We start from the raw sequence: 25,947 nt of genomic DNA, 5'->3' as shown, positions 1-25,947 counted from the left end.
TCGCCCAGACAGAGGAATCCCGCCATGAAGCTGAACGACCTGCCCACCGCGCCCGCCACCGCCTGGACGCTGGCGCGCCGCGCCGAACGCATGAACCCCTCGGTGATCCGGGAGCTGCTCAAGCTCACCGAGCGGCCGGGCGTGATCAGCTTCGCCGGCGGCCTGCCTTCGCCCAGCACCTTCCCCGTGGCCGAGTTCCAGGCGGCCTGCGAGCGCGTGCTCCAGGACGACGGCCGGGCCGCCCTGCAGTACGCCGCCAGCGAGGGTTACGGTCCCTTGCGCGAGATGGTCGCCGCCGGGCTGCCCTGGCGGGTGGATCCGGCCCAGGTGCTGATCACCACCGGATCGCAGCAGGGCCTGGACCTGGTGGCCAAGGTGCTGGTGGACGCCGGCTCGCGCATCCTGGTGGAGACGCCGACCTACCTGGGTGCGCTGCAGGCGTTCGCCCCCATGGAGCCCGAGGTCGTGGGCGTGGCCAGCGACGCCCAGGGCATCGCGGTCGACGACCTGGCCCGGGCCCAGCGCGAGGCGCCTGCGCGCTTCGCCTACCTGCTGCCCAATTTCCAGAACCCCACCGGCCGCACCATGAGCGAAGCGCGCCGCGCCGCCGTCGTCCAGACCGCCGCCGCGCTGGGCCTGCCCCTGGTCGAGGACAACCCCTACGGCGAGCTGTGGTTCGACGTGCCGCCGCCGGCGCCGCTGGCCGCCCGCCACCCCGAGGGCTGCCTCTACCTGGGCTCGTTCTCCAAGGTGCTGGCGCCCGGCCTGCGCCTGGGCTTCCTGGTGGCGCCGCCCGCCCTGTACCCCAAGCTGCTGCAGGCCAAGCAGGCCGCCGACCTGCACAGCCCCGGCCTCAACCAGCGCCTGGTGGCGCAGGTGATGCAGGACGGCTTCCTGGACCGGCACGTGCCCACCATCCGCGCCCTCTACCAGGCGCAGCGCGACGCGATGCTGGCTGCCCTGTCGCGCGAGATGGCCGGCCTGGGCGTCGAATGGAACCAGCCTGCCGGCGGCATGTTCCTGTGGGCGCGGCTGCCCGAGGGCATGGATGCCGCCCGGCTGCTGCCGCGGGCGGTGGACAAGGGCGTGGCCTTCGTCCCGGGCGCCCCCTTCTTCGCCGGCGGGCCCGATGGGCCGGAAGCCGCCAGGTCCCTGCGCCTGTCCTTCGTCACCGCCAGCCGCGGGCAGATCGACGCCGGCATCGCCGCGCTGGCTGCGACCATCCGCGAACAGCGCCAGGGTTGACCATGCTGCGCATCTGGGGCCGGCTGTCGTCCATCAACGTGCGCAAGGTGGTGCTGGCCGTGCAGTGGCTTGGGCTGCCGTTCGAGCGCATCGACGCCGGCGGCGAGTTCGGCGTCGTCGGCACGCCGGCCTACCGGGCGCGCAACCCCAATGGCCTGGTGCCGCTGGTGGACGACGAGGGCTTCCTGCTGTGGGAATCCAACGTGATCGTGCGCTACCTGGCGGCCCGCCACGCGCCGGGCCGTCTGTATCCCGAGGCCTTGCCGGCGCGCTTCGACGCCGAGCGCTGGATGGACTGGCAGCAGACCACGCTGAACCGCGCCGGCCGCGAGGCCTTCCTCCAGCTGGTGCGCACGCCGGCGCCGCAGCGCCGGCAGGATCAGGTCGACGCTTCCGTGGCCGCGACCGAGCCGCTGCTGGACCTGCTGGACGCCCACCTGGCCGGCCAGGCCTTCATGGCCGGTGCCGCCTTCACCATGGCCGACATCCCCATCGCCTGCGAGCTGCACCGCTGGCGCGGCCTGCCGCTGGCGCACCGCCCGCGCCCGCACCTGGACCGCTGGTACGCCGGCGTCGCCGGCCTGCCGGCTGCGCGCGGCGTCCTGGACCTCGCGCTTTCCTGAGAGACACCCCCATGAACCTGCGCCCCTTCAAGCAAGTCGACGTCTTCACCGCCGTGCCCTACCTCGGCAACCCGCTGGCCGTGGTGCTGGACGGCACCGGCCTGTCGACCGAGCAGATGCAGCGCTTCACCAACTGGACCAACCTGTCCGAGGCCACCTTCCTGCTGCCGCCCACGCAGCCCGGCGCCGACTACCGGGTGCGCATCTTCTGCCCGGGCCGCGAGCTGCCCTTCGCCGGCCATCCCACGCTGGGCAGCTGCCATGCCTGGCTGCAGGCCGGCGGCCGGCCGCGCGGCGAGCACGTGGTGCAGGAATGCGGCGTGGGGCTGGTGCGCATCCGCCGCGATGGCGAACGCCTGGCCTTCGCCGCACCTCCCCTGCTGCGCAGCGGTCCCCTGGACGAGGCGGATCTGGCGCTGATCGCCCGCGGCCTGGGCGTGGCGCGCGCCGACATCGTGGCGCACGCCTGGTGCGACAACGGGCCGAAATGGCGCGGCGTGATGCTGGGCTCGGCCGAGCAGGTGCTGGCGCTCAAGCCGGACGCCGCGGTGCTGGCCGGCCTGGACGTGGGCGTCGTGGGTCCGAGGGGCAAGGTGGGCGTGGTCGGCGCGCGCGGCGCGGCGGACGACTGCGCCTTCGAGGTGCGCGCCTTTTTCCCCGGCAACAACGGCATGGCCGAGGACCCGGTCACCGGCAGCCTGAATGCCGGCATCGCCCAGTGGCTGATCGGCGCCGGCCTCGCGCCCGAGCGCTACGTCGCGGCCCAGGGCACCGCGCTGGCTCGGGCTGGCCGGGTCCACGTGGAGCGTGAGGGCGACACGGTCTGGATCGGCGGCGCCAGCGTCACCTGCGTGGACGGCACGGTGAGGCTGTGAGATGACGGCACGGCTCGATCACCTGGTCGTGGTGGCCGCCAGCCTGGACCAGGGCGTCGCCTGGTGCGAGGCCACGCTGGGCGCCACCCCGGGCCCGGGCGGCGAGCATCCGCTGATGGGCACGCACAACCGGCTGCTGCGCATCGCGACGGTGGACTACCCCTGCGCCTACCTGGAGATCATCGCCGTCAATCCCGGCGCCGACCCGGCGGCACGCCGGCCCGGCCGGCGCTGGTTCGACATGGACTCGGACGCCTTGCGCACCCGCATCGCCGACCAGGGTCCACAGCTGGTCCACTTCGTCGCCCGCGTGCCCGACGTGCACGCAGGTGTCGCCGCGCTGCGGGCGCAGGGCATGGACCGCGGCGAGGTGGCCGAGGCCTCGCGCATGACGCCGCGCGGCCTGCTGCGCTGGCGCATCGCCCTGCGCGCCGACGGCCAGCGCCTGTGCGACGGCGCGCTGCCCACGCTGATCGAATGGGGCGACACCCACCCGGCGCCGGCCCTGCCCGAGTCGGGCCTGCGCCTGCAGTCGCTGGCCGTGACGCACCCGCAGGCGGCCGCGCTGCGCCGCGCCTACGAGGCCATCGAGCTGCGCGGGGTCGAGCTGCGCGAGGGCCTGCCCAACCTGTGCGCCACCCTGCTCACCCCGCACGGGCGCGTGCGGCTGGAATCGAAAGGCCTCTGATGCTCACCTGGCACGAACTCGGCTGGTTCGCCCTCGCCACTGGAGCCATGGCGCTCACGCCCGGGCCCAACATGGTCTATTGCGTCTCGCGCACGCTGTGCCAAGGCCGGCGCGCCGGCCTGGTCTCGCTGGCCGGCGTGCTGTTCGGGTTCATCGTGCACCTGCTGGGCGCGGCACTGGGATTGACGGCGCTGCTGCTGGCCGTGCCGTTCGCCTTCGGTGCCATCAAGCTGGCCGGCGCGGCCTACCTGCTGTGGCTGGCCTGGCAGGCGGTGCGGCCGGGCGGCACGGCGCCGTTCGCGCCGCGCGTACTGCCACCGCACGGCACGGGCAAGCTGCTGCGCATGGGCTTCATCACCAATGTGCTCAACCCCAAGGTGGCCATGTTCAGCCTGTCCTTCCTGCCGCAGTTCCTCGATCCGCAGCGTGGCAGCGTGCTTCTGCAAGGCCTGCAGCTGGGCGCGGTCCAGATCACCGCCAGTGCCCTGGTGAACGGCGCGGTGATCCTGGGCGCGGCCGGGCTCACCTCTTTCCTCTCGCGCAGCCAGGGCTGGCTGCGCGCCCAGCGCTATGTGATGGGCGCGGTGCTGGCCGGGCTGGCCGTGCGCATCGCCCTGACGGAGAAGCAGCCATGAGATTCAGCCGCGAGGACGTCGAGGCCGCGCGCCGCACCGTCCATGGCCTGATGCCGCCCACGCCGCAGTACGCCTGGCCGCTGCTGCGCCAGCGGCTGGGGCTGACGGTGTGGGTCAAGCACGAGAACCACACGCCGGCCGGCGCCTTCAAGGTGCGCGGCGGGCTCACCTACTTCGAGCGGCTGGCCCGCGCCCAGCCGGGGTTGCGCGGCGTGATCAGCGCCACCCGCGGCAACCACGGCCAGTCGGTGGGCCTGGCAGCCCGCCGGCACGGGCTGGCCGCCACCATCGTGGTGCCGCGTGGCAACTCGGTGGAAAAGAACGCCGCGATGCGCGCGCTGGGCGCGGAGCTCGTCGAGCATGGCGAGGATTTCCAGGCCGCGCGCGAGCACGCCATGGCCCTGGCGGCCGAGCACGGGCTGCACATGGTGCCTTCGCTGCACCGCGACCTGATCCTGGGCGTCATGAGCTACTGGGTGGAGTTCTTCGAGAGCTTCGCCCGCGGCCAGGAGCCGGAGGTGGTGTTCGTTCCCATCGGCCAGGGCTCGGGCTTCTGCGCGGCGGCCGCGGCCCGCGCCCACACCGGCGCGCGCTCGCGCCTGGTGGGCGTGGTGTCGGCGCATGCCACCACCTTCCTCGACTCGTTCCGGGCCGGCCGCGTGGTCGAGGCGCCGGTGGGCACCGTGCTGGCCGACGGCATGGCTTGCCGCATCGCCGACGCCGAATCGCTGGAGGTGGTGCTGCGCGAGGCCGAGGACGTGGTGGCCGTGACCGACGAGGAGGTGGGCCAGGCCATGCGCATCCTGTTCGCCGACACGCACAACGTGGCCGAGGGCGCCGGCGCCGCCGGGCTGGCGGCCGCCGTGAGCCAGCGCGAGCGCTGGCAGGGCCGCAGCGTGGGCGTCGCGCTGACCGGCGGCAACGTGGACAGCGCGGTGTTCGCCCGCGTGCTGGCCGCCGCCGGTTGAGGGCGCCGGCCTCAGGTGGCCGGCTTGTCGCTCAGGTCCTTGAGGTTCTGCTTGAGCTCGGGCGCCATGGGCAGCTGCAGGTTGACGTTGTTCGGCGGGATGGGCGAGGTGAACCACTTGGCATAGAGCTTCTCGAACTCGCCGCTTTTCATCATCTTGCCGATCACGCCGTCCACCAGCTGCTTGAACTGGGGATCGTCCTTGCGCAGCATGCAGGCATAGGGTTCGACCTGCAGCGAGTCGCCCACCACCGCCCAGTCAGCCGGGTTCTTGGCCGTCGCCACCAGGCCGTACAGCAGGATGTCGTCCATCGCGAAGGCCACCGCGCGGCCGGCGTCCACCAGCAGCATGGAGTCGGAATGGTCCTTGCCCAGGATCAGGTTGATGCCGAGGTTCTTCTCCTCGTTGTACTTGCGCATGACCTGCGCATTGGTGGTGCCGGTGGTGCTGGCCACGGTCTTGCCGGCCAGGTCGGCGTAATTCTTGATGCCCGAGGTCTTCTTGGTCAGCAAGCGGGTGCCGGTGTAGAAATGGTTGACGGCGAAGGCCACGTCCTTGGCGCGCGTGCTGTTGTTGGTGGTGGAGCCGCACTCCAGGTCGATGGTGCCGTTGACCAGCAGCGGGATGCGGTTCTGCGAGGTCACCGCCTGCCAGGCCACCTCGAGGTTGGGCTTGTTGGTGCGGCGCTTGACCTCGGCCGCCACGGCGTTGGCGATCTCCACCGAGATGCCCACCGGCTGGCCGCTGCCGGCCAGGTAGCTGAACGGCACCGACGACTCGCGGTAGGCCAGGGTGATCTTGCCGCTGTCGGCCACCTTCTTGAGCGTGTCCGCATGGGCCTGCAGGCCCATCGCGGCCAGGGCCAGCGCCAGCATGGTCAAGGTCTTGGATCTCATCGAAACTCCTCGGAGGGGTTGAACAACACAGGGAAAGGCATCCGGCACGCAAGCGCCGGGCCAGCGCAGTGTAGGGCCGCTGTCCAGAGAGCCTGCCTGCCATAAACCCGGAGGGCGCCGCGCCAGCCAGGCAGTCGCCCAAGGGACCGCCGGCGCGGCGCGGCCCCCGCCAGAATCGCCCTCATGGGAACCCTCTACCTCGTGCGCCACGGGCAGGCGTCCTTCGGCGCCGACGATTACGACCAGCTCAGCGAGATGGGCCTGCGCCAGAGCGTGCGGCTGGGCGAGCACTTCGCCGCCCGCGGCCTGCGCTTCGACGGGCTGATCGCCGGCACGCTGCGGCGCCACAAGCAGACCCTGGCCGGCATCCTGCAAGGAATGAACCAGGCCGGCGAGCACCTGTCCTGGGAAGGCCTGAACGAATACGACAGCGAGTCCGTGATCGCGGCCGTCCACCCCGGTCCGCTGGAGCGGCCCACCACGCCCGAGATGGCGCGTCACCACTTCCGCCTGCTGCGCGACGGGCTGGCGCAGTGGATGGCCGGCAGCGCCAGCCCGCGCGGGATGCCCCGCTACGCGGACTTCGCCGCCGGCGTGACCGGCGCCCTGGACCACGTGCGCGCCAGCCACTACGGCCAGACGGTGCTGATCGTCAGCAGCGGCGGGCCGATCTCCACCGCCGTGGGCCATGTGCTGGGCCTGCGGCCGGAGGTCACCATCGAGCTGAACCTGCGCATGCGCAATACCGCGGTCACCGAGTTCGCCTTCACGCCCAAGCGCCACATGCTGGTGAGCTACAACGGCGTCCCGCACCTGGAGACGCCGCCCTGCACCGATTGGGTGACCTACGCCTGACCACGCGCTTTAAGCAAACACCTTAAGACCAACGGCCGCGTCCGTGATTCAATCTGTCACGCATTGCGTGTGACTCATGAACTCTCTCTCCCTTCGTCGACGCCAGTGCCTGACGCTGCTTGGCCTGGCTGCCCTGCCCGCGCATGCCGCCAATCCACGTGCACTGCTGACCATTTCGGGCAAGACGGGCTCCGGCCTGCCCGCGCAGTTTGACCTGGCCGCGCTGCAACGGCTGCCGCAGCACAGTTTCACCACCCACACCCCCTGGGTGCCGGGGCCGCAGAAATTCACCGGCCCCCTGCTGCGCGATCTGCTGAAGCAGGTGGAATCGCGCGGCACCGTGCTGCAGGCCAGCGCGCTCAACGACTACCGGATCGCCATCCCTGCCTCGGACGCGAAGCAGTACGACGTGGTGGTGGCCCATCTGATCGACGACAAGCCGATCGCGGTGCGCGAGCGTGGCCCGCTGTTCGTGATCTACCCGTTCGACCAATGGCCGCAGTTGCGCAACACGCGCTACTACCAGCGGTCGATCTGGCAGCTCAAGGCCATCGTGCTGGAGTAGCTGGTGAAGTTCCCGCGCCGAGCGGCGGTGGCCCTGGCCGGCCTGATGGCCCTGGCCCTGCTGGTCGCCCTGGCCACGGCGCTGATCACGCTGGCGCGGGTCACCTTCGAGCCGGAGATGGACGCGCAGCAACTGGCCTGGCGCGATTCCATGACCGGCATGGCGTTCGGGCTGGAGCGGCAGTTCCTCCTGTTCCGCGGCGAGCTAGGGATGACCCTGGCAGCGGGCAGCGACCCGGTCGACCTGAGCGCGCAGCAGCAGCGCCTCGACGTCCTGGCCAGCCGCGTGAACCTGATGCGCAACAGCAGCACGCTGTCGCTGCTGCAGGGCCGGCGCGAACACCAGCAGCTGCTGGTGCTGCTGGACGAGCTGATCGCCCGGGGCGACGAACTGCTGGCCGCCGGGCGCGTGCCCCGATCCCAGGCGCTTCAGCTGATGCAGACCACGGACCACCTGCTGCCCCAGGTGCAGCAATACGCCACGGCCGCCACGCTGGGCACTTCGGACCTGCTCGATGGGCAGTTCAGGGTGGTGCGCCGGCAGACCGTGTTGATCGGCACGCTGGCGCTGGCCCAGCTGGTGCTGCTGGCCCTGACCGTGCACGCCGTGCGGGCCCGCCTGCGCCAGGAGGCCGGCGCGCAGCAGCGGCTGCAGCAACTCGCGGACGAGCTGCGCGAGGCCAAGCTGGCGGCGGAGGCGGCCAGCCGCACCAAGAGCCAGTTCCTGGCCAACATGAGCCACGAGCTGCGCACGCCGCTACAAGGGGTGCTGGGCATGACGCAGCTGCTGGGACGCACCCCGCTCACCGGCGAGCAGCGCGACCTGATCGCCACCGCCGACGAATCGGCGCAGCACCTTCTGGTGGTGCTCAACGAGATCCTGGACCTCTCGGCCATCGAAGCCGGCAAGATCGTGCTGCACGAGGCGCCGGTGCAGCTGCCCAAGCTGTGCCGCGACGTCGAGGGCCTGATGCGGCTGCAGGCCGAAGCCCACATGCTGGTGCTGGTGGCCGACATGGCGCCCGACCTGCCCGACTGGGTCCGCTGCGACGGCACCCGGGTCAAGCAGGTCCTGTTCAACCTGCTGAACAACGCGATCAAGTTCACGCCCGCCGGCCAGGTGCGCCTCGCCGTCAGCGCCGAGCCGCCGGTGGGCGGGCGGTGGCGGCTGCGGTTCGAGGTGGCCGACACCGGCATCGGCATGGACGAGGCGACGCAGGCGCGCCTGTTCCAGCGCTTCGAGCCGGGGCACACCGGCCTGTCACGCCGCTACTCGGGCACCGGCCTGGGCCTGGAGATCTCGCGCAACCTGGCGCGCCTGATGGGGGGCGACCTGGTGGCCAGCAGCCAGCCGGGCCAGGGTTCGGTGTTCGTGCTCACCCTGCTGCTCGGCCAGGCCGAGGCGCCGGCCGAGGCGCCGGCCGTCCTGGCGACCGCGCGCAGCCAGCCGCTGCGGGTGCTGGTGGCGGACGACCACCCGGTGAACCGGCGCTACCTGGGGGCCGTGCTGCGCAGCATCGGCCACGAGGTCACGCTGTGCGACAACGGCGAGGAGGCGCTGGAGATCGTGCAGACCGACCGCTTCGACGCCGTGCTGATGGACATCCACATGCCCGTCATGGATGGACTGGCGGCCACCCGCGCCATCCGCGCCCTGGGCGGCCGCTATGCCGACCTGCCCGTCGTGGCGCTGACGGCCGACGTGATGCCCGGCGCCCGGCTGCAGGCGGTGCGGGCGGGCATCTCGGCCTTTCTTTCCAAGCCGGTGGGCGTCGAGCAGCTGTCCGCCGTGCTGGGCGACGCCTCCGAGGCGACGGCGTCCGCGGCGCCGACGGTCCCGGCCGCTTCTCCGGCCGACGTGCTGTCCGCCCGCTTCGAGGAGATGGCGGCCCGCCTGCCGCCCGCCCAGTGGAGCGGGCTGGTGGAAGCCTTCGTGCACGACGAGGCCGGCGCCTATGCGGCACTGAGCGATGCCCTGGTATCGGCCTCGGCGGCGGCGGTGGGCCCGGCAGCCCACAAGTTCAAGGGCAGCGCCCGGCTGCTGGGACTGGACCTGCTGGCCGCGGCCGCCGAGGCCGCCGAGCGCTGGGCGCGCGAGGACCGCACGCCCGACGGCGCGGCCCAGGCCGGCCGCCGCCTGGAGCAGGCCTGGCAGGCGACCTGCCGGCAGCTGCAGTTGCGGATGCCCGGCCACGCCACCGGGGCGGCCCTGCCGCGCGCGGCTTGAGCGGGGCGCGTCGTTAAACTGCGATCACCATGCAGTCGACCCGCGCCCTGGCGGCCCCCCCTCCGACCGACTGGCAGGTGATCTGCCTGTGCGCGCAGTGGTGCGGCACCTGCCGCGAGTGGCGCGGTGCGTTCGAGCAGGCCGCCGCCGCCCGGCCCGGGATGCGCTTCGCCTGGGTGGACATCGAGGACGAAGCCGACGCGCTGGGCGACGTGGACGTGGAGACCTTTCCCACGCTGCTGGTGGCGCAGGCCGGTCAGGCCCGCTTCTTCGGCCCGGTGCTGCCGTCCGCGGCGCAGGTCGAACGCCTGCTGGCGAGCCTGCAGGCCGACGCCGCGTCGGGGCGGCCGCAGCCCGAGGCGCAGGCGCTGTTGCAACGTCTGAACGACGGCGTGCTGCCCCCGCCCTGAAGGCACGCGGCGCCGCGTGCCTTGTAACTGGGCAAGGTGCCGTCCTACACAGCTCTTCACCTCGCCCTGACGAGTGCGCGCACAGGGCCAACGCTCAATGGCAGCCATGGCCGGTGCGGTGCCGGCCATCCATCAACCCTTTGCTTTTTTCAGGAGTACCACCATGGCATCGAACAACCAGGGCAACAACCAAGGCGGCAAGAGCGGCAGCTCCAATCGCGGCTTCGCCTCGATGGATCCCCAGCGTCAGCGTGAGATCGCCAGCCAGGGCGGACGCGCCGCCCACGAGAAAGGCACGGCCCACGAGTTCAGTTCGGAGGAGGCACGCGAGGCCGGCCGCAAGGGCGGAATGGCCCGCAGCCAGAACAACCGCTCCAACAACGCCAGCAACAAGAAGTAAGCAACGCGCAACGTTTGCGCGAGGAGACAAGGGCGCCGCGGCGCCCTTTTTCTTTGCCGCGGTCAGGCGCGCACCAGGGTCACCGGCTGGGCACCGCCGCCCTGCACCCGGGCGCGCAGCTGGCCGCAGCCGCCCTCCACGTCCTGCCCGGCCGATTGCCGCAGCTTGGTCAGCACGCCGCGCCGGTGCAGCTGGCGCGCGATGGCGGCGGCCCGCTCCCAGGACGGGCGGCGGAAGGCCAACCCGTCCACCGCGTTGTAGGGAATCATGTTGAGCACGGCGTACTTGCCGTGCAGCAGCCGGGCGATGCCGTCCAGCTCGTCGTCGCCGTCGTTGATGCCCTCGAGCAGCGTCCATTGGTACTGGATGGGGTAGCCGGTGGCGCGGGCATAGCGCTCGCCCTGCTCCACCAGTTCGTCGGGTGCGATGCGCGGTGCGCGCGGCAGCAGCCGCTCGCGCAGGTCGGCGCGCGTCGTGTGCAGCGACAGCGCCAGCGCCGGCCTGACCCGTCCCTGCGGCAGGCGCTCGAAGGCCCGCATGTCACCGACGGTGGAGAACACCAGGTTCTTGTGGCCCACGTTGCCGACCGTGCCCAGCAGCTCGATCGCCTCCAGCACGTTGTCAAGGTTGTGCGCGGGCTCGCCCATGCCCATGAACACCACCTTGCCCACCGGACGCCGGCGCCGCGCCAGCGCCACCTGCGCCACGATCTCCGCGCCGCCGAGCTGGCGCAGCAGGCCGCTCTTGCCCGTCATGCAGAACACGCAGCCGACGGCGCAGCCCACCTGGGTGGACACGCACAGGCCGCCGTGCGGCAGCAGCACGCTCTCCACCGTCTGACCGTCGGCCAGTTGCACCAGCAGGCGCTCGGAGCCGTCGGCCGCCGGATGCGCCGAGGCCAGCCGCGCCAGCCCGGCCAGCTCGAGCTCGAGCGCGGGCAGCGCCTCGCGCAGGGCGCGCGGCAGGAAGTCGGCTATGCGCCGCCGGCCGCTGTCCTGGGGCAGCGCCTGCGACCACAAGCGCAACACTCGCTGCTCGTGCAGCGGGCCCGCGCCGAGGGCGCGCAGCTTGTGTCGCAGTGTTTCAATCCGCATGCGGCGAGCTTAACGCCGCATGCATCCGCCGTCAGGACGGCTGCCCCTGGGTCTGGCCAGTGCTGCCCTGGGACTGCTCCGCCGTGCCTGTGCGGTCGGGCTCGGCCGGCGAGGAGATGTCCCCCAGCGACATCGCCACGTCCACCTCGTCCTCCGGGTCCTTGGCCGCGATGTCGCCGAGCGAGACGATGCCCACCAGCCGCTCCTGCGCGTCCACCACCGGCATGCGGCGGATCTGCGCGGTGGCCATCTCGCTGAGCACCTCGTCCACGTCGTCGTTCTCGCGCACCGTGCGCACGTGGCCGCTCATCACGTCGGCCAGCTTGCAGCTCTTGGGGTCCAGCTCGCGCGCGAGGCCGCGCACCACGATGTCGCGGTCGGTGACCATGCCCACCAGCCGTTCGCCTTCGCACACCGGCACCACGCCCACGTTCAGTTCGTCCATCACCTGGGCGGCCTGCACCAGGGTGTCCTGCGGGGTCATGCTGCGGACCTCGCGCGTCATGATCTCTGCCACTGTCGCCATGTGTTTCTCCTTGGATCGGGGTTGCGGCCGGCGGCGCCGGCCTGGTCCCTTCAATCTAGGGAGTGCGGGCGCAGCCGCCATCGGCGCCCTCGCAAGCTGGCGTAGGACGGCAATGACGGTCGCCGCGCGGCCTCAGCCGCATGCGCGCGCAGCGCTCACTCGAGTCCCCCCGGCTTCTCGACCAGGGTGGACAGCGGCAGCTGCGCGACCTCCTGCAGCAGCAGGGCCAGCTGCCGCCCCGCGGCCTCCACCACCGCCCGGCCCTTGTCGGCGGTGGCCAGCGTGGCGTTGCCGGCAGCGCCCTGGGGGTGGTAGTCCTGCATCTGCCAGCCCAGCTTGGCGCTGCTGCCGTTGCCCAGGATGGGGTACTTCGCCGCCCGCTCCTGCGCGCTGGACTTGAAGTCGCGCGCCTGGTCCATGGCCACGAGCTGCGGCCGCAGCGCCAGCATCATCGAGGTCTCCATGTCGCCCGCGTGGATGCCGAAGCGGTGCTCCTCGGGGCTGAAGCGGCCATGGACCTGCGCGCCCAGCGGCAGGGTGAACCAGTGGGTGGAGTAGACGATCAGGTCGCAGCGCGTGCGCAGCTCGCGCGCCACGATGTCCGTCACGCTGACCTGCCCGCCGTGCGAGTTGAACAGCACCAGCTTGCGCACGCCGGCGCGCGCCACCGACTCGCCGATCTCCGTCCACAGCCGGATCAGCGTCTCGGCCGACAGCGTCAGCGTGCCCGGAAAGCGGATGTGCTCGTTGCTCTTGCCCACCGCCTGGGTGGGCAGGAACAGCACCGGCAACCCGGCCGGCAGGTGCGGCAGGCTGGCGGCGATGACGCCGTCGACCAGGGTGGCGTCCACGCTGACCGGCAGGTGCGGCCCGTGCTGCTCGATGGCGGCCACCGGCAGCACCGCCACCACCTCCTGCGCCCGGCCCGCGGCCTGCAGCTGCGCGAACTGGCGGGTGGACAGGTCGGCCCAGAAGCGGGAGGGCAGCGGCGCGGCGGGCGGCGGGAAGGTGGCCATGGCCGCGATTATGGGCAATCGCGCCGAGGCGACGACGCGGGCTCAGGCGCCGCCCGCGTACACCGCCTGCGGCCGCTGGCCCGCCAGGGCCTGCAGCAGGTTGGTGGTCGCCAGGGCGGCCATGGCCTGGCGCGTCTCGTGGGTGGCCGAGCCGATGTGCGGCAGCGCCGTGACGCGCGGATGGCGCCGCAGGGGCGAGTCCGGCGGCAGGGGCTCGGTCGCGAACACGTCCAGGCCGGCCGCGCGCAGCCGGCCCTGGTCCAGCGCCTGCAGCAGCGCGTCCTCCTGCACCGTCGCGCCGCGGCCGCCGTTGACGAAGATCGCGCCCGGCTTCATCAGCCCGAACTCGCGCGCGCCCATGAGCCCGCGCGTCTGCGGCGTCAGCGGCAGCACCGCGGCCACGATGTCGGCTTGCGCCAGCAATCGGTCCAGCGGCGTGTGGACGGCGCGGCCCGCGAGCTCGGGCATGTCCACCGGCCGGCGGCTGTGGTAGAGCACCGGCATGCCGAACCCCAGGGCCGCGCGCCGGGCCACCGCCTGGCCGATGCGGCCGAAGCCCAGCAGGCCCAGGGTCTTGCCGTGCACGTCCCAGCCGAACAGGTCTTCGCCGATGTTGCGGTCCCAGCGGCCTTCGCGCACGTGGTTGGCCAGCTCGACGATGCGCCGGCTGGTGGCCATCACCAGGGCGAACACGGTGTCGGCCGTGGTCTCGGTCAGCACGCCCGGCGTGTGGCACAGCAGGATGCCGCGTTCGCGCAGCGCGTCCAGCGGATAGTTGTCCACGCCCACGGAGATGCTGGAGATCACCTCCAGTTGCGACGCCTGGGCCAGCAGTTGCGGCGTGACGGGATGGCTGGAGCCGATCAGGCCGTGGGCGTGCGGCAAGGCGGCCTCGAAGGCCGGGCGTTCGGCGGGCTTGCGCGGATTGGCCACCACCACCTCGTGCACCGCGGTGATGCGCGCCAGCTGGTCCGGCGGCAGCTCGCGGAACACCAGCACCGACTTGCGTACCATGCTCACAGCCCAGCCGCCTGCAGTTCGGCGCGCGTCGGCAGGCCCTCGGTGTCGCCCAGCACCTGCACGGCGCGCGCGCCGATCCAGGCGCCGCGGCGAACCGCGTCGGCGGTGCCGCGGCCTTCCAGCAAGGCGCTGACCACGCCGACCGCGAAGCCGTCGCCGGCGCCCACGGTGTCGACCACCTCCCGGACCGGAAAGCCCGGCACGTGGCCGCTGCCCTGCTCGCCGTCGTAGTACGCGCCCTCGGGCCCGAGCTTGACGGCGACCAGGCTGGCGCCGCGCTCGCGGTAGAAGCGGGCGATGGCCTCGGGCGAGCGCTCGCCGGTCAGGAAGCGCCCCTCCTCCAGCCCCGGCAGCACCCAGTCGGCCTGGAACGCCAGCGCGTTGATCTCGCGCCGCATGTCCTCGGGCGTGGCCCACAGCGTGGGCCGCAGGTTGGGATCGAAGGAGATGGTGCGGCCGGCGGCGCGCATCAGCTCGAGGGCCTGGCGCGCGGTCGCCAGGGCGGTCGCCGAGATCGCCGGGAACACGCCGGTGGCATGCAGGTGCCGCGCGCCCAGCAGCCAGTCCACGTCGATGTCGGCCGGCGTCATCCGGCTGGCCGCCGAGCCCTTGCGGTGGTACTCCACCGGCGGGTCGCTGCCGTCGGTGACCCGTCCCTTGAACTGGAAGCCCGTGCGCTGCGCCGGATCGCAGCTGACGCGGGAACAGTCGATGCCCTCGCGCCGCATCTCGCCCAGCAGGTAGCGGCCCATGGAGTCGGTGCCCAGGCGGCTGGCCCAGCCCACGCGCAGGCCGGCGCGCGCCAGCCCGATCGCCACGTTGGTCTCGGCACCGGCCGTGCGCTTGTGGAACGACGGCACCGACTCCAGCGGCCCGGGCCGGTCGGCCACCAGCAGCAGCAGCATTTCGCCGAACAGGGCGACGTCGAAGCGGTGATCGCCGCTCATGCCGCAGCCTCCAGGGTGGCGGACACCTCGCGCAGCCGGGCGACCTGCTCGCGCGTCACGGCCAGCAGGTCGTCGCCCTGCAGCGGGTACTCGATGGCCCAGGGCAGCCCGCGCGGCAGCGTGCGCAGCACCGCGCGCCAGGGCGCGGCCGATTCGGCCAGCGGCACCGCGACCCAGCGGTGCGGCTGGCGCTGCACGCCCTTGCAGTGCACGTAGGCGACGCGCGGACCGCAGGCGCGGGCCGCCTCCAGCGGGCATTCACCGGTCCAGTGCCAGTTGCCCATGTCGAAGGTCATGCCCAGCGGCAGGCCGGCGGCCTGGGCCTGGGCGAAGAAGGCCTGCAGCGCGGCCAGGGTGCCGGCGGCGACGGTCTGGTCGTTCTCGATCACCAGCTCGATGCCGCGCCCGGCCAGGGCGGCCGCCAGCTGCGCGAAGCTGCCGGCCGAGGCGGCGCCGAAGCCGCCGATGGATATCTTCAGGCGCGTCGCGCCCAGCGCCCGCGTGGCCTGCAGCGCGCGCTCCAGGGCCGCGCCGTCGAGCGAGCCGTCGCCGGCCCACAAGCCGTCGGGGCTGGAATAGACCAGGGCCGAGCCGCGGCGCGCCGCCGCCTCGGCGATGGCGGGCAGCTCGGCGCCGGCGTCGTTCAGCAGCTCGCCGCGCACCTCCACGCCGTCGGCGCCGGCGGCCTGAGCCAGCCGGGTGAACCACAGCTGGCCGTGGCGGCGCACCTCGGCCGCGCCGAACGAACCCAGCGAGATCAGGACCTGCTGCATCAGGCGGCCGACGGCTGGTGGTGCGAGCTCAGGATCTGGCCCAGGAAGTTGCGCGTCTTCTCGTGCTGCGGCCGGGTGAAGAACTGCTGCGGCGGCGCCTCCTCCACGATGCGCCCATCGGCCATGAAGATCACGCGGTCGGCGACGCTGCGGGCGAAGCCCATCTCGTGCGTCACGCACAGCATGGTCATGCCCTCCTCGGCCAGGCTGATCATGGTGTCCAGCACTTCCTTGACCATCTCGGGGTCCAGCGCCGAGGTGGGCTCGTCGAACAGCATGACGCGCGGCGTCATGCACAGCGCCCGGGCGATCGCCACGCGCTGCTGCTGCCCGCCCGAGAGCTGGCTGGGGTACTTGTGCGCCTGGTCCGGGATGCGCACCCGGGTGAGGAACTTCATCGCCGTGGCCTCGGCCTCCTCGCGGCTCACGCCGCGGGTGCGCATGGGCGCCAGCGTGCAGTTCTGCAGGATGGTGAGGTGCGGGAACAGGTTGAACTGCTGGAACACCATGCCGACCTCGGCGCGCACCTTGTCGATGCTGCGCCTGCCGCCGGTCAGGTCGATGCCGTCCACCAGGATGCGGCCCTTGTTCACCGCCTCCAGGCCGTTGATGCAGCGGATCAGGGTGGACTTGCCCGAGCCCGAGGGCCCGCACACCACGATGCGCTCTCCGGCGGCGACCCGCAGGTCGATGGCGGACAGCACCTGGAACTTGCCGAACCACTTCTCCACGCCTTCGAGGCGGATGATGGGCTCGGCCTTGGCGTCGACCTGGCGGTTCATGGCGGTTCCTCGCGGCGGCGTTACTGCATCTTCGGCAGGTCGGTCTCCAGCCACTTGCGGTACAGCTTGTTCAGCTCGCCGTTGGCCGTGTTCTTGGCCACGAACTCGTTCACGGCCTTGAGCAGCGGCTCCTGGCCGGGGCGCATGGCGACCGCCATCTCCTGCTGGCGCAGCACGAACTTGGGCTCGAAGGCGCCGGGCTGGCGCTTGTTGATCTGGGCGGCCACGGTGGTGGAGCAGCCGATCGCGTCGACCTGGCCGGAGATCAGGGCCTGCATGGCCGAGGCGTCGTCGTCGAAGCGGCGGATCTCCGTGCCCTGGGGCGCCATCGCGGTCAGCGCCACGTCCTGGGTGCTGGCGCGGGCGACACCCACGCGCACGTTCTTCAGGTCGGCCGGCGCCTTGATGCTGGCCTTCTTCCCGCCGAACAGCACGATGGTGGCGGCGGAATAAGGCTGGGAGAACTGCACCTGCTTGGCGCGCTCGGGCGTCACGGCCAGGGAGGCGATCAGCAGGTCGACCTTGTTGGTCAGCAGGAAGGGGATGCGGTTCGGTCCGGTCACCGGCATCAGGTTCACCTTGACGCCCCACTCCTTGCCCAGCAGGCGCGCCACGTCGGCGTCGTAGCCGTCGGGCTGGTTCTGCGCGTTGGTGGTGCCGTAGGGCGGGAAGTCCACGAGCAGGCCGACGGTGACCTCGCCCTTCTTCCTGATCTCTTCCGGGGCCTGGGCCCAGGCGGGCGCGGCGGCCAGGGCTGCGAGGGTGGCGGTGGCGGCCAGGCCGAGGGCGGCGAAGGCGCGGCGGGAGAAGTGGTGCATGGAAGTGTCTCCGTTGAAAAGGGAAAGGTCCGGCCCGCTCAGCGGGCCAGTGCCGCCGCCCGGCGGCGCTCCATCCGCCCGGCCAGCAGCGACAGCGGCCAGCACAGGGCGAAGTAGATGAGGGCCACCACGCTGAAGACGACCAGCGGCTGGAAGGTGGCGTTGTTGATGATCTGGCCGGCGCGCGTGACCTCGGTAAAGCCGATGATGGCGGCCAGCGAGGTCCCCTTGATCACCTGCACCAGGTAGCCCACGGTGGGCGGCAGCGCGATCTTGAAGGCCTGCGGCAGGATCACGTCGCGCATGCGCGCCGCGTAGCGCAGGCCCAGCGCCTCGGCGGCCTCCCACTGGCCGCGCGGGATGGCCTGGATGCAGCCGCGCCAGATCTCGCCCAGGAAGGCGCTGGTGTTGAGGATCAGCGCGATTCCGGCGGCCACCCAGGGGTTGACGTCCCAGCCCAGCACCGGCGCGCCGAAGAAGATCAGGAACAGCTGCAGCAGCAGCGGCGTGCCCTGGAACACCTGCACGAAGGCGGTGGAGACGGCGCGCGCCAGGCCGTTCTCGCTGGTGCGCGCCAGCGCCACCAGCAGGCCGCCGAGGGCGCCGCCGACGAAGGCCATCAGCGACAGGCCGATGGTCCACCGGGCCGCTTCCAGGATGAACAGGAACTCGGGGAAGCCGAAGGTGCGCATCAGCGGCGGTCCGGGTAGTTGAGGGCCAGGCGGTAGACCAGCCGGAACAGGCCCGAGAAGGCCAGCGCCAGCGCCAGGTAGATGCCGGCCACCACGATGTAGATCTCGAAGCTGCGGAAGGTCTGCGACTGCAGGTTGGCCGCCACCGAGGTCAGGTCGTCGGCGGAGATGGCGGACACCACGGCCGAACTCAGCATCAGCAGGATGAACTGGCTGGTGAGCGCCGGGTAGATGGCCTTGAGCGCGGGCTTGAGCACGATGAAGCGGAACACCTGGTGGCGCTTGAGGTTGAGCGCCAGGCCGGCCTCGATCTGGCCGCGCGGGATGGACTCGATGCCTGCGCGGATGATCTCGGTGGCGTAGGCGCCCAGGTTGACCACCATGGCCACCAGCGCCGCGGCGTGGGCCGACCAGCGCAGCCCCAGCGCGGGCAGCGCGAAGAAAAAGAAGAACAGCTGCACCAGGAACGGCGTGTTGCGGATCAGCTCGATGTAGGCATTGACCCCCCAGCGCAGCGGCGCCGGTCCCGAGGTCTTGGCCCAGGCGCAGGCGATGGCCACGCCCAGGCCCAGCACGGTGGCCGTGAGCGAGAGCTGGATCGTGATCCAGGTGCCGCGCAGCAACAAAGGCCAGGCGGCGAAGACGGCGTCGAACTGGAAGTCGTAGTTCAAGGGAAAGCGGGGACGGTAAGGAATCAGGCAGGAATCACTGAAACCGGTTTCTTAGATTCATTATAGAAACCGGTTTCAGCCTTTCATCCGGATTTACCCTAGGCTTGCGTGCCCAAGGAAGAGCGCCGCGCCACCAGTTGCCCCGGCAGCAGGATCTGCCGCGGCGGCACCGTCAGCCCCTGCAGGCGTTCCAGCAGGCAGGCCGTGGCCAGCCGCCCCAGCGCGTCGGTGGGCTGGGCCACGGTGCTCAGGCCCGGGCCCACCAGCGGCGCCCATTCGGTCTCGTCGATGCCGACGAAGCCCAGGTCGCCGCCGAAGCGCCAGCCCAGCGCCGCCACCGCCTCGGCCACGCGCAGGGTGACCACCGCATTGCTGGCCAGCACGGCGGGCCGCCGTCCCCGGGCGCGCAGGTCGCGCAGCGCCTGGGCCAGCGCCTCGGCGCCGCCCGCCCAGGACTCGACGCTGCGGCCGGCGATGCCCGCGGCATCCGCCACGAAGGCGCGGAACGCCGCCTCGCGCTCCTGGCGCGAGCTGACCCCGGCCACCGGCTCGCTGACGAACAGCAGCTCGTCCCAGCCGGCGTCCACCAGGTGCCGGGCTGCCAGCCGCACCGCGCCGGCGTTGTCCAGCGAAACGAAGTCGGCCTGCATCTCGGCGTGGCGGCGGTCCACCAGCACCACCGGCCGGCCGCTGCGCGCGGCGGCGGCCACCGCCCGCTCGTCGCGGCCCAGGGTGTTGAGGATCAGGCCTTCGACCTGGTAGGCCACCAGCGCCTCGATGGCGTCGCGTTCGCGGTCGGCGTCGTCGCCCAGGTTGAACAGCATCAGCAGGTAGCCGGCCTGCTGGCAGGCCTTCTCGGCGCCGCGCAGCACGGCCACCGAGAACGGGTTGGTCACGTCGGCCACCACCAGGCCGATCAGGCGCGAGCGCCCGCGCTTGAGGGCCTGGGCCATGGGGCTGGGCGAGTAGCCCAGCTCGGCGATGGCCGCCTCCACCCGGCGCGCGATCTCCGGCGTCAGCAGCTCGTCGCGCCGGTTCAGGAAGCGCGAGACCGTGGCCTTGGAGACCCCGGCGCGCCGGGCAACGTCGGCGATGGTGGCGCGCAGGCCCGCGTCGGGGGCGGCAGGCGGCAAGGACGGAACGGCAGGTGCAGGCATGGGCTGAACTGAAACCAGTTTCAGCCGATGGTAGCGGTACGGCCGAGCGCTGGCTAGCGTCCCAGCGCGTGCCGCGCCGCCCGCGCGATGTGGGCCGCATCCACCCCGAAGAACGCCCGCAGCGCTGCCCGGGTGTCGCTGCGCCCGAAGCCGTCGGTGCCCAGGGTGAGGTAGCGGCGGCCCTCCGGCAGGAAGGCGCGCACCTGCTCGGGCACGGCGCGCACGTAGTCGGTGGCGGCCACGATGGGCCCGCGCCCTGCCGCCAGCAGGCCGCGCAGGTAGGGCTCGGTGTGGGCCTCGCCGCGCAGCGCGCGCTGCTCGCAGGCGATGCCGTCGCGCGCCAGCTCGCTCCAGCTGGTCACGCTGTAGACCTCGCAGGCGATGCCTTCGGCGGCCAGCTGCTGCGCCGCGCGGATCACCTCGGTGAGGATGGCGCCCGAGCCGAGCAGCGTCACCGTGTCTCCGGCCGGCGCGCCGGGAGCCGCGGGCGGGTAGCCGGCGAACCGGTAGCAGCCGCGGATGATGCCTTCTTGCGCTCCTTCCGGCAGGTCCGGCTGGGCGTAGTTCTCGTTCATCAGCGTGATGTAGTGGAAGACGTCCTGCTGCTCCACCAGCATCTCGTGCATGCCGTGGTCGACGATCACCGCCATCTCGCCGGCGAAGGCCGGGTCCCAGGCCTTGCAGTTGGGGATGGTGGCCGCCACCAGGTGGCTGCTGCCGTCCTGGTGCTGCAGGCCCTCGCCGCCCAGCGTGGTGCGGCCCGAGGTCGCGCCCAGCAGGAAGCCGCGCGCCCGCTGGTCGGCCGCCGCCCAGATCGCGTCGCCCACGCGCTGGAAGCCGAACATCGAGTAGTAGATGTAGAACGGCAGCATGGGAAAGCCGTGCACGCTGTAGCTGGTGGCCGCGGCCGTCCAGCTGGCGATGGCGCCGGCCTCGCTGATGCCCTCCTCCAGGATCTGGCCGTCCAGCGCCTCGCGGTAGGACAGCACCGAGCCGATGTCCTCCGGCTCGTAGCGCTGGCCCACGCTGGAGTAGATGCCCACCTGCTTGAACAGGTTGGCCATGCCGAAGGTGCGGGCCTCGTCGGCCACGATGGGCACGATGCGCGGCCCCAGCTGCGGGTCCTTCAGCAGGTTGCCCAGCAGGCGCACGAAGGCCATGGTGGTCGACATCTCCTTGCCGCCGGCCTGGGTGGCGAACTGCGCATAGGAGGCGAGCTGCGGCACCGGCAGCACGGGCGAGGCCGACTCGCGCCGGGGCATGTGGCCGCCCAGCGCGGCCCGGCGCTGGTGCAGGTAGCGCATCTCCGCGCTGTCCTCGGCCGGCTTGAAGAACTCCAGGTTGCGGGCCTGCTCGTCCGACAGCGGCAGGTTGAAGCGGTTGCGGAATTCCAGCAGCGCCGCCTCGTCCAGCTTCTTCTGGCTGTGCGTGGTCATGCGGCCCTGGCCGGCCGTGCCCATGCCGTAGCCCTTCTTGGTGTGGGCCAGGATCACCGTGGGCTGGCCCTCGTGCGCCGCCGCCGCGGCGTAGGCGGCGTGGATCTTCACCAGGTCGTGGCCGCCGCGCTTGAGCCGGTCGATCTGCTCGTCGGTCATGCCCTGGGCCAGCCGCTGCAGCTGCTCGTTCTGGCCGAAGAAGTTGTCGCGGTTGAAGCGGCCGTCCTTGGCGGCGAAGGTCTGCATCTGCCCGTCCACCGTGTGCGCGAAGGCGCGCAGCAGCGCGCCCTGGGCATCGCGCGCGAACAGGCCGTCCCAGTCGCTGCCCCACAGCAGCTTGACCACGTTCCAGCCTGCGCCGCGGAACAGCTTTTCCAGCTCGTCGACGATGCGGCCGTTGCCGCGCACCGGGCCGTCCAGCCGCTGCAGGTTGCAGTTGACCACCCACACCAGGTTGTCCAGCTTCTCGCGCGAGGCCAGGGTGAGCGCGCTCATGCTCTCGGGCTCGTCCATCTCGCCGTCGCCGAACACGCCCCAGACCTTGCGGGCGCCGCAGTCGAGCAGGTTGCGGTGCGTGAGGTAGCGCATGAAGCGCGCGTGGTAGATCGAGCTGATCGGCCCCAGGCCCATGGAGCCGGTGGGGAACTGCCAGAAGTCCGGCATCAGCCAGGGATGCGGGTAGCTGGAGAGGCCGCGGGCGCCGTGCTGGGGCGCGGTGATCTCCTGGCGGTAATGCGCCAGGTCCTGCTGCGTCAGGCGCCCCTCGAGGAAGGCCCGCGCGTACACGCCCGGCGCGCTGTGCGGCTGGAAGAACACCAGGTCGCCGCCGTGGGCGGGGTTGCCGGCCCGGAAGAAATGGTTGAAGCCCACCTCGAACAGGTCGGCGGCGCTGGCGTAGCTGGCGATGTGGCCGCCCAGCTCGCCGTAGGCGGCGTTGGCCCGGGCCACCAGGGCCAGCGCGTTCCAGCGCATCAGCGAGGCCAGCTTCTCCTCGATGGCCAGGTCGCCGGGGAACACCGGCTGCCGGTCCACCGGGATGGTGTTGACGTAGGGCGTGACCAGCTCGGGCGACCAGGCGATGTGCGGGCCGCGCGCCAGCGCCGCCAGCTCGTCCAGGATATGGCGGGCCCGTGCCGGGCCCTGGACCGCCACCAGCGACAGCAGCGCGTCGCGCCATTCGGCGGTTTCGGTGGGATCGGTGTCGTTGCGGCCGTCGGCCAACAGGAAGCGGGTGATGCTGTGGTCGGTCATGGGGTGCTTGTCTCCAGCTCGCACTGTAGGCAAAGCGGGCCGGCATGGGGTATCGAAAAGCGGACGGATACACTGCATGGCAGCACGATCTGCCGTCAACTTCTTCATCTACAGCATTCCATGCAACTGGACAGCATCGACCTGCGCATCCTGGCCGAGCTGCAGCAGGACGGTTCCCTGAGCAACGTGGAGCTGGCGCGGCGGGTGCACCTGTCGCCCTCGCCCTGCCTGGCCCGCGTCAAGGCCCTGCAGGCGGCGGGCGTGATCCAGCGCTATGTGGCGCTGGCCGACCCCAAGGCCGTGGGCCTGGGCTTGAACGTGTTCATCTCCATCAGCCTGAAGGAGCAGTCGCGCGGCTCGCTGGCCGAGTTCGAGCGCCGCATCGCCGAGCACGACGAGGTGATGGAGTGCTACCTGATGACCGGCGACAGCGACTACCTGATCCGCGTGGCGCTGGCCGACATCGCCGCACTGGAGCGCTTCATCCTGAACCAGCTGACGCCCATCCCCGGCATCGAGAAGATCCGCTCCAGCTTCGCGCTCAAGCAGGTGCGCTACAAGACGGCGCTGCCGCTGCCGGCATGAGCGCGCAGGAGGATCGCCGCTGCACGGGGCCGTGAGCCCGCCCGCGTTGCGCCCTGGCCCATCCGCAGCCCGACCGGCGCGCCACCGCCCGACACGCTTTTGCTGCCGGCTCCGACAGCCCGGATGCGCCGTCGGCGTTCTGATGGAAGCATCCGAACCCGAGTCTTTCAAGGAGTCGCCATGAAGTTGTCACCGATCCTGATCGCCGCCGCCCTTGCCTTCGGCGGCTCCGCCATCGCCCAGACCCGCGACAGCGGCAGCCAGGCTGCCGGCCAGCGCACCACCGCGGGTGGAGTCGTCGACAAGGGCGTGCAAGGCGCCAAGCGTGCCGGCCAGGCCACCAAGCGCGGTGCCCAGCGCGCTGCCAGCGCGACGGGCAACGTCGCGCGCCGCGGCGCAGACAGGATGCGCAGCACCGGGCAGGCCCTCGAAAACCGCCTACCGCCGGCGCCCCAGCAGGCCCAGCGCAGTGGCGGCGGCAGTGGCGAGCTCGGCACCATGGGCGCGGGCCCGGCCGACGGCAGGACCGCCGGCGCCGGAGCGGACGACAGCCGCCGCCAGCGCATGGACGACGCCTACGGCAGCTGGCGCCGGCAGCAGGGCCAGCGCTGAGCGCAGCTCGCTGGGCGCCGGGCGGCACCGCCCGGCGCGCGGTCGCGCCCGCGGCTGACGCTCAGCCGCGGTAAGGCTTGCGCATGATCGCGCCATGAACGCTTCGCAGAACCCCGCCAAGCCCACCGTCCCGCCGGGCACCAAGCCGAATCCGCTGGGCAGCCGCCTGCCGCCGCGCAAGGCGCTGGGGCTGTTCGCGCTGCTGTTCCTGGTCAACTACCTGCTGATGCGCTTCCTGTTCCCCGGGGAGCAGCCGGTCACCGTGCCGTACACCGAGTTCCGCCAGCAGGTGGCGGCGGGCAACGTCACCGCCCTGTACAGCCGCGGCACCACGATCGAAGGCCGCTTCAAGCAGCCCGTCACCTGGCCCACGCCCGAGGAGGTCAAGCAGGCCGGCCAGCCGCCGCGCCCGACCACGCTGGACCGCCGGCTGCTGCCGCCACCGCGCACCTCGGCCTACTTCAACACCGAGCTGCCGGCCTTCTTCGACCGCGGCCTGGAGGACTTCCTGATCCGCCACGGCGTGGAGATCAGCGCGGTGCCGATCCAGCAGGGCGGGCTATGGACCACGCTGCTGTACTTCGGCCCGGCGCTGCTCATCATCGGCTTCTACGTCTGGATGTACCGCCGCGCGGCGCAGGGCGGCGGGGTCGGCGGCATGGGCGGCATGTTCGGCATCGGCCGCAGCAAGGCCAAGCGCTACGACGCGGGCGACCCCGCCAACCGGATCACCTTCAACGACGTGGCCGGCATCGACGAGGCCGAAGCCGAACTGGTGGAGATCGTCGATTTCCTCAAGGCGCCCGACAAGTACACGCGCCTGGGCGGCACCGCGCCCAAGGGCGTGCTGCTGATCGGCTCGCCGGGCACCGGCAAGACGCTGCTGGCCAAGGCGGTGGCCGGCGAGGCGGGCGTGCCCTTCTTCTCGATGAGCGCGGCCGAGTTCGTGGAGATGATCGTGGGCGTGGGCGCGGCCCGCGTGCGTGACCTGTTCAAGCAGGCGCGCGAGAGCGCGCCGGCCATCATCTTCATCGACGAGATCGACGCCATCGGCCGCGCGCGCGGCGGCATCGCCTTCGGCGGCGGCCACAGCGAGCAGGAGCAGACGCTGCAGCAGATCCTCACCGAGATGGACGGCTTCTCCGGCCGCGAAGGGATCATCGTGCTGGCGGCCACCAACACGCCCGACGTGCTGGACCGCGCGCTGCTGCGGCCGGGCCGCTTCGACCGGCGCGTGGTGGTCAACCTGCCGGACAAGGCCGGCCGCGAGGCCATCCTGCGCGTGCACGTGCGCAAGGTCCCGCTGGCCGGCGACGTGCGGCTGGAGGAGCTGGCCCAGGCCACGCCGGGCTTCTCGGGCGCGGACCTGCAGAACCTGGTGAACGAGGCCGCGCTGCTGGCCGCGCGCCGCAACGAGGCCGCGGTGGCGCACAAGGACTTCCTGGATGCGCTGGAGAAGATCGTGCTGGGCCCGGAGCGGCCGCTGCTGCTGTCGCCGCAGGACCGCGAGCGCATCGCCTACCACGAGGGCGGCCATGCCATCCTGGGCCTGGTGGTGCCGGGCGCCGACCCGGTGCACCGCGTGAGCATCGTGCCGCGCGGCCAGGCGCTGGGCGTCACCTACCAGCGGCCGCAGACCGACCGCTACAACTACCCCGAGGCCTACCTGCGCGCCCGCATCATCGGCATGCTGGGCGGCCGCGCCGCCGAGGAGGTGGTGTACGGCACCCGGACCACCGGCGCGGAGAACGACATCGAGCAGGCCACCCAGCTGGCGCGCAGCATGGTCACGCGCTGGGGCATGAGCGACGCGGTCGGCATGGTGCAGCTCGCGCCGCGCGAGAACCGCTTCCTCGGCACCGCGGCCGGCGTGGGCGGCGACAAGCCGTTCAGCGAGCAGACCGCGGCGCTGGTGGATGCGGAGGTGCAGCGCATCATCCAGGGCTGCCACGAGGAGGCCCAGCGGCGGCTGCGCGAGCACCGGCCGGCGCTGGACGCGCTGGTGAGGGCGCTGCTGAACCAGGAGACGCTGTCGGAGGAGGAGATCCTGCGGGTCACCGGCCTGCCGCCCGCGCCGCAGCTGGAAGGGGCGCCGTTGCGACAAGGGACCTGAGGGTCCGGCCTACGCCGCGGCGGCCGCACTTGCCTTAGAACGGCGGCAACGACGGCAACACAGCGAGG

General features: G+C 72.0%; 27 protein-coding genes. 14 read left to right on the top strand and 13 right to left on the bottom strand.

The window, feature by feature from the left end; all coding sequences use genetic code 11:
- Positions 1 to 24 precede the first annotated feature (24 nt).
- The 6 genes from RTA_RS02725 to RTA_RS02700 are packed head-to-tail and all read left to right on the top strand — an operon-like array spanning position 25 to position 5,034.
- Positions 25 to 1,245 carry an aminotransferase-like domain-containing protein gene (locus RTA_RS02725; protein WP_013899848.1) on the top strand — a complete coding sequence of 407 codons (1,221 nt, stop codon included), beginning with the start codon at positions 25 to 27 and terminating at the stop codon, positions 1,243 to 1,245.
- A gap of 2 nt (positions 1,246 to 1,247) precedes the next feature.
- A complete protein-coding gene (locus tag RTA_RS02720; RefSeq protein WP_013899847.1) occupies positions 1,248 to 1,868 on the top strand; it encodes a glutathione S-transferase family protein in 621 nt (206 codons plus the stop codon).
- 11 nt (positions 1,869 to 1,879) lie between these two features.
- Positions 1,880 to 2,743, top strand: a complete 864-nt coding sequence (locus RTA_RS02715; protein WP_013899846.1) for a PhzF family phenazine biosynthesis protein — start codon at positions 1,880 to 1,882, stop codon at positions 2,741 to 2,743.
- Between the two features lies 1 nt (position 2,744).
- Positions 2,745 to 3,431: a VOC family protein gene (locus RTA_RS02710; RefSeq protein ID WP_013899845.1), complete on the top strand. Its 687-nt coding sequence runs from the start codon at positions 2,745 to 2,747 to the stop codon at positions 3,429 to 3,431.
- The gene (locus RTA_RS02705) at positions 3,431 to 4,066 is read left to right on the top strand and encodes a LysE family translocator (RefSeq protein ID WP_013899844.1); all 636 of its coding nucleotides are present in this window, start codon (positions 3,431 to 3,433) and stop codon (positions 4,064 to 4,066) included. Before RTA_RS02710 ends, RTA_RS02705 begins: the two co-directional genes overlap by 1 nt.
- The gene (locus RTA_RS02700; RefSeq protein WP_013899843.1) at positions 4,063 to 5,034 is read left to right on the top strand and encodes a threonine dehydratase; all 972 of its coding nucleotides are present in this window, start codon (positions 4,063 to 4,065) and stop codon (positions 5,032 to 5,034) included. The genes RTA_RS02705 and RTA_RS02700 overlap by 4 nt, the downstream gene beginning before the upstream one ends.
- Positions 5,035 to 5,045: 11 nt before the next feature.
- Here RTA_RS02700 and RTA_RS02695 read toward each other — a convergent pair whose 3' ends face one another.
- Positions 5,046 to 5,930, bottom strand: coding sequence for an amino acid ABC transporter substrate-binding protein (locus RTA_RS02695; protein ID WP_013899842.1), 885 nt, complete (start codon positions 5,928 to 5,930; stop codon positions 5,046 to 5,048).
- A gap of 183 nt (positions 5,931 to 6,113) precedes the next feature.
- Between RTA_RS02695 and RTA_RS02690 the strand changes: the two genes are divergently transcribed.
- The 5 genes from RTA_RS02690 (at position 6,114) to RTA_RS21490 (ending at position 10,386) form a co-directional block, all read left to right on the top strand.
- Positions 6,114 to 6,785 carry a histidine phosphatase family protein gene (locus RTA_RS02690; protein ID WP_013899841.1) on the top strand — a complete coding sequence of 224 codons (672 nt, stop codon included), beginning with the start codon at positions 6,114 to 6,116 and terminating at the stop codon, positions 6,783 to 6,785.
- A 76-nt stretch (positions 6,786 to 6,861) separates the two neighbouring features.
- Positions 6,862 to 7,350 (top strand): putative pterin-binding protein, encoded by a 489-nt coding sequence (locus RTA_RS02685; protein WP_013899840.1) that lies wholly within the window; start codon positions 6,862 to 6,864, stop codon positions 7,348 to 7,350.
- A gap of 3 nt (positions 7,351 to 7,353) precedes the next feature.
- The gene (locus tag RTA_RS02680; protein WP_013899839.1) at positions 7,354 to 9,576 is read left to right on the top strand and encodes a response regulator; all 2,223 of its coding nucleotides are present in this window, start codon (positions 7,354 to 7,356) and stop codon (positions 9,574 to 9,576) included.
- Between the two features lie 29 nt (positions 9,577 to 9,605).
- Entirely contained in the window at positions 9,606 to 9,986 is a 381-nt protein-coding gene (locus RTA_RS02675; RefSeq protein WP_013899838.1) for a thioredoxin family protein, read from the top strand.
- A gap of 106 nt (positions 9,987 to 10,092) precedes the next feature.
- A complete protein-coding gene (locus RTA_RS21490; RefSeq protein ID WP_438865677.1) occupies positions 10,093 to 10,386 on the top strand; it encodes a KGG domain-containing protein in 294 nt (97 codons plus the stop codon).
- Positions 10,387 to 10,448: 62 nt separating this feature from the next.
- On the opposite strand, the gene RTA_RS02665 is transcribed toward RTA_RS21490, so the two are convergent.
- The 12 genes from RTA_RS02665 to mdeB all read right to left on the bottom strand — a co-directional run bounded on the left by RTA_RS02665 (position 10,449) and on the right by mdeB (position 22,569).
- Complete coding sequence (locus tag RTA_RS02665) at positions 10,449 to 11,480, bottom strand: RNA methyltransferase (protein WP_013899836.1); 1,032 nt, start codon at positions 11,478 to 11,480, stop codon at positions 10,449 to 10,451.
- A 31-nt stretch (positions 11,481 to 11,511) separates the two neighbouring features.
- Positions 11,512 to 12,006 (bottom strand): CBS domain-containing protein, encoded by a 495-nt coding sequence (locus RTA_RS02660; RefSeq protein WP_013899835.1) that lies wholly within the window; start codon positions 12,004 to 12,006, stop codon positions 11,512 to 11,514.
- Between the two features lie 155 nt (positions 12,007 to 12,161).
- Positions 12,162 to 13,022 carry a creatininase family protein gene (locus tag RTA_RS02655; protein ID WP_041674987.1) on the bottom strand — a complete coding sequence of 287 codons (861 nt, stop codon included), beginning with the start codon at positions 13,020 to 13,022 and terminating at the stop codon, positions 12,162 to 12,164.
- Between the two features lie 42 nt (positions 13,023 to 13,064).
- Positions 13,065 to 14,036 (bottom strand): 2-hydroxyacid dehydrogenase, encoded by a 972-nt coding sequence (locus RTA_RS02650; protein WP_193384811.1) that lies wholly within the window; start codon positions 14,034 to 14,036, stop codon positions 13,065 to 13,067.
- A gap of 2 nt (positions 14,037 to 14,038) precedes the next feature.
- The gene (locus RTA_RS02645; RefSeq protein ID WP_013899832.1) at positions 14,039 to 14,989 is read right to left on the bottom strand and encodes a sugar kinase; all 951 of its coding nucleotides are present in this window, start codon (positions 14,987 to 14,989) and stop codon (positions 14,039 to 14,041) included.
- Positions 14,986 to 15,762 carry a sugar phosphate isomerase/epimerase family protein gene (locus RTA_RS02640; RefSeq protein WP_013899831.1) on the bottom strand — a complete coding sequence of 259 codons (777 nt, stop codon included), beginning with the start codon at positions 15,760 to 15,762 and terminating at the stop codon, positions 14,986 to 14,988. Before RTA_RS02640 ends, RTA_RS02645 begins: the two co-directional genes overlap by 4 nt.
- Positions 15,762 to 16,544, bottom strand: a complete 783-nt coding sequence (locus RTA_RS02635) for an amino acid ABC transporter ATP-binding protein (protein ID WP_013899830.1) — start codon at positions 16,542 to 16,544, stop codon at positions 15,762 to 15,764. Before RTA_RS02635 ends, RTA_RS02640 begins: the two co-directional genes overlap by 1 nt.
- A gap of 20 nt (positions 16,545 to 16,564) precedes the next feature.
- Positions 16,565 to 17,362: a transporter substrate-binding domain-containing protein gene (locus RTA_RS02630; RefSeq protein ID WP_013899829.1), complete on the bottom strand. Its 798-nt coding sequence runs from the start codon at positions 17,360 to 17,362 to the stop codon at positions 16,565 to 16,567.
- 38 nt (positions 17,363 to 17,400) lie between these two features.
- Complete coding sequence (locus tag RTA_RS02625; protein WP_013899828.1) at positions 17,401 to 18,054, bottom strand: amino acid ABC transporter permease; 654 nt, start codon at positions 18,052 to 18,054, stop codon at positions 17,401 to 17,403.
- A complete protein-coding gene (locus RTA_RS02620; protein ID WP_013899827.1) occupies positions 18,054 to 18,725 on the bottom strand; it encodes an amino acid ABC transporter permease in 672 nt (223 codons plus the stop codon). Before RTA_RS02620 ends, RTA_RS02625 begins: the two co-directional genes overlap by 1 nt.
- Before the next feature lie 98 nt (positions 18,726 to 18,823).
- The gene (locus RTA_RS02615) at positions 18,824 to 19,882 is read right to left on the bottom strand and encodes a LacI family DNA-binding transcriptional regulator (RefSeq protein WP_013899826.1); all 1,059 of its coding nucleotides are present in this window, start codon (positions 19,880 to 19,882) and stop codon (positions 18,824 to 18,826) included.
- Between the two features lie 53 nt (positions 19,883 to 19,935).
- Positions 19,936 to 22,569 (bottom strand): alpha-ketoglutarate dehydrogenase, encoded by a 2,634-nt coding sequence (mdeB, locus tag RTA_RS02610; protein ID WP_013899825.1) that lies wholly within the window; start codon positions 22,567 to 22,569, stop codon positions 19,936 to 19,938.
- A gap of 120 nt (positions 22,570 to 22,689) precedes the next feature.
- Here mdeB and RTA_RS02605 point away from each other — a divergent pair, with 120 nt between their 5' ends.
- The 3 genes from RTA_RS02605 to ftsH all read left to right on the top strand — a co-directional run bounded on the left by RTA_RS02605 (position 22,690) and on the right by ftsH (position 25,879).
- Positions 22,690 to 23,154 (top strand): Lrp/AsnC family transcriptional regulator, encoded by a 465-nt coding sequence (locus RTA_RS02605; RefSeq protein WP_041674986.1) that lies wholly within the window; start codon positions 22,690 to 22,692, stop codon positions 23,152 to 23,154.
- Between the two features lie 180 nt (positions 23,155 to 23,334).
- Positions 23,335 to 23,766 carry a TrbL/VirB6 family protein gene (locus tag RTA_RS02600; protein WP_013899823.1) on the top strand — a complete coding sequence of 144 codons (432 nt, stop codon included), beginning with the start codon at positions 23,335 to 23,337 and terminating at the stop codon, positions 23,764 to 23,766.
- Positions 23,767 to 23,860: 94 nt separating this feature from the next.
- Positions 23,861 to 25,879, top strand: coding sequence for an ATP-dependent zinc metalloprotease FtsH (ftsH, locus tag RTA_RS02595; protein ID WP_013899822.1), 2,019 nt, complete (start codon positions 23,861 to 23,863; stop codon positions 25,877 to 25,879).
- Positions 25,880 to 25,947 lie beyond the last annotated feature (68 nt).

Origin of the sequence: Ramlibacter tataouinensis TTB310 (assembly GCF_000215705.1) — a bacterium.
GTDB classification, from domain to species: Bacteria; Pseudomonadota; Gammaproteobacteria; order Burkholderiales; family Burkholderiaceae_C; genus Ramlibacter; species Ramlibacter tataouinensis.
This window is presented reverse-complemented; position numbering and strand designations above follow the sequence as displayed.

What these genes read in the sequence shown, in the direction of transcription:
- RTA_RS02640 (WP_013899831.1), bottom strand. Translation starts at nt 15,762, where the DNA reads ATGCAGCAGGTCCTGATCTCGCTGGGTTCGTTCGGCGCGGCCGAGGTG.
- ftsH (WP_013899822.1), top strand. Translation starts at nt 23,861, where the DNA reads ATGAACGCTTCGCAGAACCCCGCCAAGCCCACCGTCCCGCCGGGCACC.
- RTA_RS02660 (WP_013899835.1), bottom strand. Translation starts at nt 12,006, where the DNA reads ATGGCGACAGTGGCAGAGATCATGACGCGCGAGGTCCGCAGCATGACC.
- RTA_RS02715 (WP_013899846.1), top strand. Translation starts at nt 1,880, where the DNA reads ATGAACCTGCGCCCCTTCAAGCAAGTCGACGTCTTCACCGCCGTGCCC.
- RTA_RS02690 (WP_013899841.1), top strand. Translation starts at nt 6,114, where the DNA reads ATGGGAACCCTCTACCTCGTGCGCCACGGGCAGGCGTCCTTCGGCGCC.
- RTA_RS21490 (WP_438865677.1), top strand. Translation starts at nt 10,093, where the DNA reads ATGGCCGGTGCGGTGCCGGCCATCCATCAACCCTTTGCTTTTTTCAGG.
- RTA_RS02655 (WP_041674987.1), bottom strand. Translation starts at nt 13,022, where the DNA reads ATGGCCACCTTCCCGCCGCCCGCCGCGCCGCTGCCCTCCCGCTTCTGG.
- RTA_RS02625 (WP_013899828.1), bottom strand. Translation starts at nt 18,054, where the DNA reads ATGCGCACCTTCGGCTTCCCCGAGTTCCTGTTCATCCTGGAAGCGGCC.
- mdeB (WP_013899825.1), bottom strand. Translation starts at nt 22,569, where the DNA reads ATGACCGACCACAGCATCACCCGCTTCCTGTTGGCCGACGGCCGCAAC.
- RTA_RS02600 (WP_013899823.1), top strand. Translation starts at nt 23,335, where the DNA reads ATGAAGTTGTCACCGATCCTGATCGCCGCCGCCCTTGCCTTCGGCGGC.
- RTA_RS02615 (WP_013899826.1), bottom strand. Translation starts at nt 19,882, where the DNA reads ATGCCTGCACCTGCCGTTCCGTCCTTGCCGCCTGCCGCCCCCGACGCG.
- RTA_RS02695 (WP_013899842.1), bottom strand. Translation starts at nt 5,930, where the DNA reads ATGAGATCCAAGACCTTGACCATGCTGGCGCTGGCCCTGGCCGCGATG.
- RTA_RS02675 (WP_013899838.1), top strand. Translation starts at nt 9,606, where the DNA reads ATGCAGTCGACCCGCGCCCTGGCGGCCCCCCCTCCGACCGACTGGCAG.
- RTA_RS02710 (WP_013899845.1), top strand. Translation starts at nt 2,745, where the DNA reads ATGACGGCACGGCTCGATCACCTGGTCGTGGTGGCCGCCAGCCTGGAC.
- RTA_RS02685 (WP_013899840.1), top strand. Translation starts at nt 6,862, where the DNA reads ATGAACTCTCTCTCCCTTCGTCGACGCCAGTGCCTGACGCTGCTTGGC.
- RTA_RS02630 (WP_013899829.1), bottom strand. Translation starts at nt 17,362, where the DNA reads ATGCACCACTTCTCCCGCCGCGCCTTCGCCGCCCTCGGCCTGGCCGCC.
- RTA_RS02605 (WP_041674986.1), top strand. Translation starts at nt 22,690, where the DNA reads ATGCAACTGGACAGCATCGACCTGCGCATCCTGGCCGAGCTGCAGCAG.
- RTA_RS02720 (WP_013899847.1), top strand. Translation starts at nt 1,248, where the DNA reads ATGCTGCGCATCTGGGGCCGGCTGTCGTCCATCAACGTGCGCAAGGTG.
- RTA_RS02645 (WP_013899832.1), bottom strand. Translation starts at nt 14,989, where the DNA reads ATGAGCGGCGATCACCGCTTCGACGTCGCCCTGTTCGGCGAAATGCTG.
- RTA_RS02650 (WP_193384811.1), bottom strand. Translation starts at nt 14,036, where the DNA reads ATGGTACGCAAGTCGGTGCTGGTGTTCCGCGAGCTGCCGCCGGACCAG.
- RTA_RS02705 (WP_013899844.1), top strand. Translation starts at nt 3,431, where the DNA reads ATGCTCACCTGGCACGAACTCGGCTGGTTCGCCCTCGCCACTGGAGCC.
- RTA_RS02665 (WP_013899836.1), bottom strand. Translation starts at nt 11,480, where the DNA reads ATGCGGATTGAAACACTGCGACACAAGCTGCGCGCCCTCGGCGCGGGC.
- RTA_RS02725 (WP_013899848.1), top strand. Translation starts at nt 25, where the DNA reads ATGAAGCTGAACGACCTGCCCACCGCGCCCGCCACCGCCTGGACGCTG.
- RTA_RS02635 (WP_013899830.1), bottom strand. Translation starts at nt 16,544, where the DNA reads ATGAACCGCCAGGTCGACGCCAAGGCCGAGCCCATCATCCGCCTCGAA.
- RTA_RS02700 (WP_013899843.1), top strand. Translation starts at nt 4,063, where the DNA reads ATGAGATTCAGCCGCGAGGACGTCGAGGCCGCGCGCCGCACCGTCCAT.